Source organism: Rhodobium orientis (genome assembly GCF_003258835.1).
GTDB lineage: Bacteria > Pseudomonadota > Alphaproteobacteria > Rhizobiales > Rhodobiaceae > Rhodobium > Rhodobium orientis.
The window spans coordinates 29,241-36,689 of the sequence record NZ_NPEV01000053.1 but is presented as its reverse complement, the minus strand read 5'-3'; the positions used below and the strand labels follow the sequence as shown (position 1 = coordinate 36,689).

6 protein-coding genes and 1 pseudogene are annotated in these 7,449 nt (G+C 63.7%); 4 read left to right on the top strand and 3 right to left on the bottom strand.

Going from position 1 to position 7,449, the window contains the following annotated elements:
• From CH339_RS19385 to flaF, 3 genes are all read left to right on the top strand, one after another.
• A partial coding sequence (locus tag CH339_RS19385; RefSeq protein WP_276329886.1) for a flagellin occupies nucleotides 1-1,041 on the top strand: 1,041 nt, incomplete at its 5' end.
• Nucleotides 1,042-1,295: 254 nt separating this feature from the next.
• Nucleotides 1,296-1,784 carry a flagellar biosynthesis repressor FlbT gene (gene flbT / locus CH339_RS19380; protein ID WP_111436024.1) on the top strand — a complete coding sequence of 163 codons (489 nt, stop codon included), beginning with the start codon at nucleotides 1,296-1,298 and terminating at the stop codon, nucleotides 1,782-1,784.
• A complete protein-coding gene (gene flaF, locus CH339_RS19375) occupies nucleotides 1,672-2,040 on the top strand; it encodes a flagellar biosynthesis regulator FlaF (RefSeq protein WP_111436023.1) in 369 nt (122 codons plus the stop codon). The genes flbT and flaF overlap by 113 nt, the downstream gene beginning before the upstream one ends.
• Nucleotides 2,041-2,189: 149 nt before the next feature.
• Here the strand turns inward: flaF and CH339_RS19370 are convergent, their stop codons facing one another.
• The 3 genes from CH339_RS19370 to CH339_RS19360 all read right to left on the bottom strand — a co-directional run bounded on the left by CH339_RS19370 (nucleotide 2,190) and on the right by CH339_RS19360 (nucleotide 7,009).
• The gene (locus CH339_RS19370; RefSeq protein WP_111436022.1) at nucleotides 2,190-3,677 is read right to left on the bottom strand and encodes a flagellin family protein; all 1,488 of its coding nucleotides are present in this window, start codon (nucleotides 3,675-3,677) and stop codon (nucleotides 2,190-2,192) included.
• A gap of 31 nt (nucleotides 3,678-3,708) precedes the next feature.
• Nucleotides 3,709-5,586, bottom strand: coding sequence for a flagellar hook-associated protein FlgK (flgK, locus tag CH339_RS19365; protein WP_111436021.1), 1,878 nt, complete (start codon nucleotides 5,584-5,586; stop codon nucleotides 3,709-3,711).
• Nucleotides 5,587-5,653: 67 nt separating this feature from the next.
• On the bottom strand, nucleotides 5,654-7,009 hold the full coding sequence (locus tag CH339_RS19360; protein ID WP_111436020.1) for a flagellar hook protein FlgE: 1,356 nt from the start codon (nucleotides 7,007-7,009) through the stop codon (nucleotides 5,654-5,656).
• Between the two features lie 286 nt (nucleotides 7,010-7,295).
• Between CH339_RS19360 and CH339_RS25180 the strand changes: the two are divergent.
• Nucleotides 7,296-7,449, top strand: a pseudogene (locus CH339_RS25180) (AAA family ATPase); the annotation flags it as partial.

The window sequence follows — 7,449 nt, the reverse complement described above, 5'->3', positions numbered from 1 at the left end:
GTCTCGCTCGACGGCGCGACGGCGCAGTCCGTGGCCATCACCGCCTCGGACGCCGACACGCTGAGCCTGACGCTCGACGGCGGTTCGGCCGTAACGTTCGACGTCGCCGACGTTGAAGCCGTCACCGCCGACGAGCTTGCCGATGCCGTGAACGCCCTGTTCGATGCCGAGTCGGTCGACATCACCGCCAGCACCGACGGCGGCGAACTGGTCCTCACCGCGGACACTGCTTCGAGCTCCGACGTCGCTTCGGTTGCCGTGTCCAACGTCGCTGAGACGCTGGCCGGCGCAAGTGACTCCGGTCTCGCCGGCGGTGCCGAATCCCTGACCAACGTTGAGGCCAAGACGGTCGATACGCTGGTCTCGGAGATCAATGCCAACTCCAGCCTCGATGACAAGGTCCGGGCGTCGAACGACAACGGCAGCCTGCGCATCGAGAACCAGTCGACCAACGACCTCACCGTCACCGGCGCCAACGCCACGTCCGGCACCATCGACGGTGGAAGCGGCACCGACACCATCGACGGCAACGAGGTCCGCAGCGACCTGGCCACGCAGTTCAACGACCTGCGCGACCAGCTCGACAAGCTGTCCGACGACTCCTCGTTCAACGGCATCAACCTCCTGCAGGGCGACCTGCTGACGATGACCTTCAACGAGACCAGCACGTCGACCCTCGACATCCAGTCGGAGAACGGCGAGACGCTCAACTCGTCCTATCTCGGCCTCAGCACCATCGACGCTGACGCCCTGGATTCCGATACCAACATCGACGAGCTGATCAACACGGTGAAGTCGGCCCTCGGCACCATCCGGTCGCAGGCCTCGACCTTCGGTTCCAACCTGTCCATGGTCGAGAACCGCGAGGACTTCACCAAGAACATGATCAACACGCTGGAAACCGGCGCCGACGATCTGGTTCTTGCCGATACCAACGAAGAAGCGGCCAACATGCTCGCCCTGCAGACCCGCCAGCAGCTGTCCTCGACGGCCCTGTCGCTGGCCTCCCAGGCCGACCAGGCGGTCCTGCGCCTCTTCTAAGGCACGGCACACGCGGCCACCCGGCCGCAACCACGACATCAAAGGCGGCGGAATCATCGCGGTTCCGCCGCTTTTTCCTTGCCGGCTCAGGTTGGCGAAAGACCGAAATTAACCAGTCGGTAAGCATGACCGGTCCATGATGCCCCCCGCGCCTCGGATCGGCAGACACCCGGCCGAGCCTGCGCCCAGGCCGGCGCCCTGCGCAGCGCCGGAAGAGCGCCCCGCCGGTTCACCGTTTCGCGGAAGGAAGCGTCATGTCCCTCAAGGTCGAGTTGAAGCCGGGCGAGAAGATCATCGTCGGCGAGAGCGCGATCACCAACGGGCCGCACCGCACCCGCTTTTTTATCGAGGGCGACGCCCCAATACTCCGACAAAAAGATATCATGTCCGTCGAGGACGCCAATTCGCCCGCGAAAAACATCTATTTTGCGGTTCAATTGATGTATCTATCCAAGACTCCGGAAAAATTTCATCAAAACTATTTCGAATTGATCAACGAATTAATTTCGGCCGCACCGAGCACTATTCCGTTTGTGACTAATATCAGCAATAATATCTTAAATAATAAGCCATACAAAGCACTTAAAGAAGCAAAGAAGCTGATCCGCTACGAAGAGGCTCTCATCAGTCATGTACAATCAAGCGACGGCAACCTATCAGAAGACGACCCAGTCGACGGCGAATCCGCGGGAACTGGAAGCAAGCCTGCTCCTGAAGGCCGCCAGAAAGCTTCAGGCGGTTAAGGAGAGCTGGACCGAAGACAATTCCGGCCTCAATGAAGCGCTCGACTTCAACCGCCGCCTCTGGTCGATCCTGGCGACCTCCGCGACCTCGCCGGAGAGCCCGCTGCCGCGTGAGACCAAGCAGAACATCGGCAACCTCGCCGTCTTCATCTTCCGCCATACGCTGAGCATCAGCCGCCGGTCCGAGCCGACCCGCCTCAACTCGCTGATCCAGATCAACAAGGTCATGGCCGAGGGTCTGCGCAGCAGCACCTGACGCGCCCCTTGCCGAACCGGACGCATCGAACGGCGCCCAAGGTCCGACGGACCGGGCGCCGTTTGCCGTTTCCAAAGCACGGCCGACGCGCACGAAAAAACCGGCCCGCGGCGCTGCCGCGAACCGGTTCGAAAAAAGCCTGAATGCCGTCAGATATAGTCGCCGAGCGACATCTGGCTGAGCAGCGCGGAGGCCTGGTAGGAGGCTTCCAGCCGCGTCTTCAGCGTCAGCATCTTGACCGCAACCTCGTCGAGGTCAACCGCCTCGATCTCTTCCACCAGCGTCGTCAGGGTGCCAGACGTGGCGGTGTGGCGCTGGCTCGCCTTCGTCACCGCATAATGCGTCGTGGAGAGTTCGACCTGGATGGTCTCGACGCGATTCACCCCGGGCTGCTCGTTGAGCATGGTGTTGGCCCGCGAGGCCAGCGCCCCATAGCGGTCGCGGTCGGTATCGACCGCCGAATCGAAGGTCGAGATCGTCATCACCGCAAGGCTCTGGATGACCTGCTGGAAGCCTTCCTCATTGGCCCGCGAGCCGTATTCGATGGTGAGCGTGTCGTCGATTCGTGCCGATGCCGTGGAGCGGGCGTCGTCGGTGCCGTTCTCGCCCACATACCAGGTCACCGTGTCGGTGCTGCCGTCGCGCAGCGCCGTTGCCGTATCGAACGGCGGGCCGTCGACCCGCTGCGGCGTGCCGCCATTCGAGGTATCGAAGAAATCGGCCGCCGCCTGCATCGACGAGGCCGCGCTCAGCGTCGTCGCCGCCTCTTCTGCGATCGCGTCTTCAAGCGCCGCCTGGAAATTGGCGGTGGTATCGGCAGCGGTCGCACCGGCCGCAAACCCATTTTCCTGATCCGGATCGTCGCTGACGATCAACTCGATCGAGGTCGTCGTCCCGTCGGGCAGTTCGGCATGAACGGTGATCGTCTCACCATTGGCCGGCACGTCCGTGAACTCGACCGACCCCGTCGCCGGCGTCCCGCTCGGCTGGGTGATCGTCGCGTTGGAAAGGTTGGAGACGATGCCCGTCAGCTTGAAGCCGAAGGGATGGTCGCCGTCCTCGGCCAGCGTCACCGTGGTACCGGCGGACGAGATATCAAGCCGGCCGAGATCATCATCGCCGAGGTCGGCCTGCAGCCGTTCGGAGGCGACCTGCTTGAACCCGGCAAGCGTGCCGGTGCCGTCGAGGATCTTGTCCAGGCTCTCCACCGGCTTGACGTCGACGTCCTTGCCGGAGAACAGGTAGCGGCCGGCGGCATCGGTGTTGAGCAGGCCGACCATTTCGGCAAGCGAGGTCTTGGCGATCGACTGGGCGTTGGTCTGGCCCTTGGTGTTCAGCGTGTAGACGTTGGGATCGGCCGCGTTCTTCACCTCGTCGCCGATGTCGGCGATGCGCGACAGCGACGTGTCCATCAGCTTGAGGCGCAGATCGACATTGGTGATGCTGGTCTGCCAGGCTTTGATTTCCGCGGACCGGGTGCGCAGCGCGATGTCGAGTCCGCGCGAATTGCCGAGCCCGCCATAGGTATCGGCGGCCTTGCCGGTCGAAAGCTGCTTTGCCAGCCCGTCATACTGTCCCCGCAACTCGGTCAGCCGGGCGACCATCGGGGTCTGGAGATCATAAAGCGAGGAAACCATCTGTCCTCTCCTGGATACGCGGTTGTGCGGGCTAGATGCCCATCAACGTGTCGATCATTTCACGCGCCGCCTGCATGACGCGGGCGTTCGCGGTATACGCCGACTGCAGCTCGATCAGGGCGCTCAGTTCCTGGTCGACATCGACGGCGCTGACCTCGCTGAGGCGCTCATTCAGCGACTGGGTGACCGCCTGCCGGGAATCGGCCGCCCGGGTCGCCGACGCCATCTCCGACCCGCGATAGTTCACGACGGAGGCGAGAAAGCCCGAAACGGTGCCCGCATAGGGCACCCGATCAGAGCCGAGGCCGGAATCGGCAGAGAACGTGTAAGTGGCCTGGCTGAGGGCATCGATGATCGCCAGCGGCCGGGTGGGATCGCCGGCCGAGGTTTCCGCCGGTGTCGTCTCGTAGGTCACCAGCAGTGACGGGTCGTTGATAATCTGCTTGTTGACGCCGATCCGCCCGGCGAATCCGACCTTTTGCGAGGTCCCCTCGAAGTCGCCCGTGTAGGGGTTGGCCCCGGAACCGCCGTCGACGAACAGGGCGAATTCCACGCCCTCGTCGGTCAGGCCGGTGTTGGTGACCGATGCCGAGAGCGACGACACCGTGGTCGTGGTACCGCCGTCGTCGAGGATGCGGAGCACGCCGCCGCCCTCGTCGCTGACGGTGAAGCCGACGCCGAGCGCGGCGCCGATATCGGCGGCCGCAGCGGTAAGGCCGCTGGAAAAGTCGATGCCGACCACCGTGTCGTCGGCCCGGGCCGTCGCATCGTCGTCGAGCGGCAGCATGGTGGGATCGTCGACCCGGATGAACGTATAGGTCTGCGTCTCGCCGCTGCCGACATCGACATATTCGAAGGTGATCGGATTGCCCTGCTGCAGATCGGTAAGGTCGATGTCGAAACCGTCCGACGTGCCGACGGTGACCGCGGTCCCCTCCTCGGTCCGGTTCGACAGCGCCAGCGACAGGTTCGAGGCGAACTCGTCGAGCTGCGCCTGGGCCTCAACCAGCACGTCGTCGCGCAGGTCGATATAGGCCGCGATCTCGCCGGACTGGATCGCCTTGTCGGCGATCAGGTCGACCTTGTAGCCGTTGTCCGAGGTCAGGTAGATGGAGCCGAGGCCGCTTTCGGCCGGATCCGCGCTCCATGTGGCATTGGCATCGACCGAGGCGGCAGGATCGAACGACAGCGTCGCGGCCGTATCGTCGAACAGCAGCGTCCCGTTCGAGGTGAACAGGCGGACCGAATTGTTGTCCGCTTCCGACACCTTGATGTCCATCATCTGGGACAGTTCCAGAACGATGGAATCCCGGGTGTCGAGCAGGTCGACGGGCATCGCGCCGGTGGACGAGAACGAGACCACCTGGCGGTTGACGTCCTCAAGGTCGCCGAGGAGCTGATTGGCGCGCGAAACATAGTCGGAGATGACGCGCTCCGATTCCGCGCGCATCGACTGGATCTCGTCCGACAGATTGTTGAGCTGCGAGGTCAGCGTTTGCGCACTGGTGACGACCTGGCGGCGCGCCGTGTAGTCGCTCGGCGAGGTCGCCAGCGCCTCGATGGCGGACGTAAAGTCGTTGTAGATCGTATCGAGGGCGTTGACGTCGCCCGGCGTGCCGTACATGGCGTCGAGCCGGGACTGGAAGCTCGCCATGACGTCGAGATAGCTGCCGTCGATGACGCTGTTGCGGTACTGGGCCGCGACGTAGCTGTCGTAGTTGCGCTGGATGGTAACCTCGCGCACACCGAGGGACGAGCCGTCGCGGTCCGCCAGGTTTTCGGTGATGAGGCTCTTGCGGGTGTAGCCGGGGGTATCCGCATTGGCGATGTTCGACGCAACGATCTCGAGCTCGCGCTGCGTAATCGCCAGGCCGCTGAGCGATATGTTGACGGCTGCGGTGATACCCATGATGGTCGATCCGTTCTAGTTGCCGGCGCGGCGCCCGGGGCGCCCGCCGGCCGACGCACACAAATGTCTAGCGGACGATGTTCAGTGCCTCCTGCAGCATCTCGTCCGAGGTGGTGATGATGCGCGAGTTCGCCGTGTAGGCCTGCTGCGTGATGATCAGCTTGGAGAACTCGTCGGCGATGTCGGTGTTGGAAGCTTCCAGCGCCGAGCCGATGATGTTGCCGGAACCGCCGATGATCGGCGTGCCGGATTCGGTGGTCGCCAGGAACGCGCCGCCGTCGACCTTGCGCAGCTCATCCGGCGCATTGAAGGTGGCGATGCCGACCTCCGCGATCTCGAGCTGCTCACCGTTGGTGTAGAACGCCGTGACCCGGCCGGAATCGGAAATCGCGACCGATTCCAGCTCGCCGGCCGGATAGCCGTTCTGGCTGAGTTCGGTGACCTTCGCCGTACCGTTGGCGTCGGAGAAGCTGGTGATGCCGGCCGAACCGTGCTGGATGGTGATGTCGCCGAGCGTGACGCCGTCGACGGTCATGCCGGTAATCGTCACCGACCCGAAGTCGGGGTCGAGCTGGCGACTGGCATTGAAGTCGTAGTCCGTGCCGACATTGCGCCACATGGGATCGGTGCCCGTGGCAGTCGAATCCTCAAGGTAGAACATGTTGTAGGTGTCGTCGTCGAGCTTGGCCCAGCGGATCTGGACGTTGACGGTGGAGCCCGAGGAGTCGTAGGCCGTGATGGCGCCGCCGGAGATCGTGCTGTTGATAAACGCCGTTTCGTCCTGGCCCTGCACGAAGCCGTCGCCGCTCGCGGTCGGGTCGTTGTTGAAATCGGCCGGATCGAGGAATTCGCTGCCCGGCACGTCTTCGTCGGCATTGGCGGTCAGCGGATACTTCGCCAGGTTCGCCCGGTAGACGATTTCGGTCGTTGCCTCGGCTTCGAGGAAGTCGCCGGAGATCCGGATCGGCTCCGGCACGCTGCCGGAGATGTTGCCGGTGTTCGCATCGACCGCCAGGCCCTGCAGGTAGTAGCCGGCGCCGTTCACCAGATAGCCGTACTTGTCGGTGGTGAAGTCGCCGCGGCGGGTATAGAGGTCGGTATCGGAGAAGGCCAGGTTGTTGTCGATTTCGCCGAGCTTCTCGGAGACGATGAAGAAGCCCTCGCCGTCGATGGCGATGTAGGTCTCGATGTCCGAGCCGAGGATATCGCCCTGGACGCTGTTGGTGGAGCGGCTCGACGCCAGAACGCCGGTCGCGGACTGGGTGTCCGGCGGGCCGTCGGCAACGAGGTCGGCGAAGTTCGTCTCGGTCCGTTTGTAACCGGTCGTCTGCGAGTTCGCGATGTTGCCCGAAATATGCTCGAGAGCGGTCGATTGCGCACGCAGGCCGCTGACCGATGTGGCAATCGCACTGTAGATACCCATTTGCCGAACTCCTCCGATCCTTGAACGTGACAACACGTCGGCGCAGCGTTTTCTGCAAGCGCCGGGCCAAATGAAATCCGGGAAATATCCTTTGTTTTTCAATGTACTTGCTGGCGCGAAGCGAGGCCGGACACCGCCTCCCCGGCAGTTTCGCACCGGCAATGCGGCAAGATTTGCCGCGCCGTCCCCGCCGATAGCGTGCCAACCTGCCGCCGAAAGGCGTGTTGATCTTGCCGGTGCCACCGCCTAGCCTTCGGCGTCGATTTCCCATCCTCGGAGCAAGCGCATGCGCTTTACCGGCACCGCCGACTACGTCGCCACGGAAGACCTGCGGATCGCCGTCAACGCCGCCATCACCCTGGAACGCCCGCTGCTGGTCAAGGGCGAGCCGGGCACCGGCAAGACGGTGCTCGCGGCCGAGATCGCGCGCGCGATCGAGG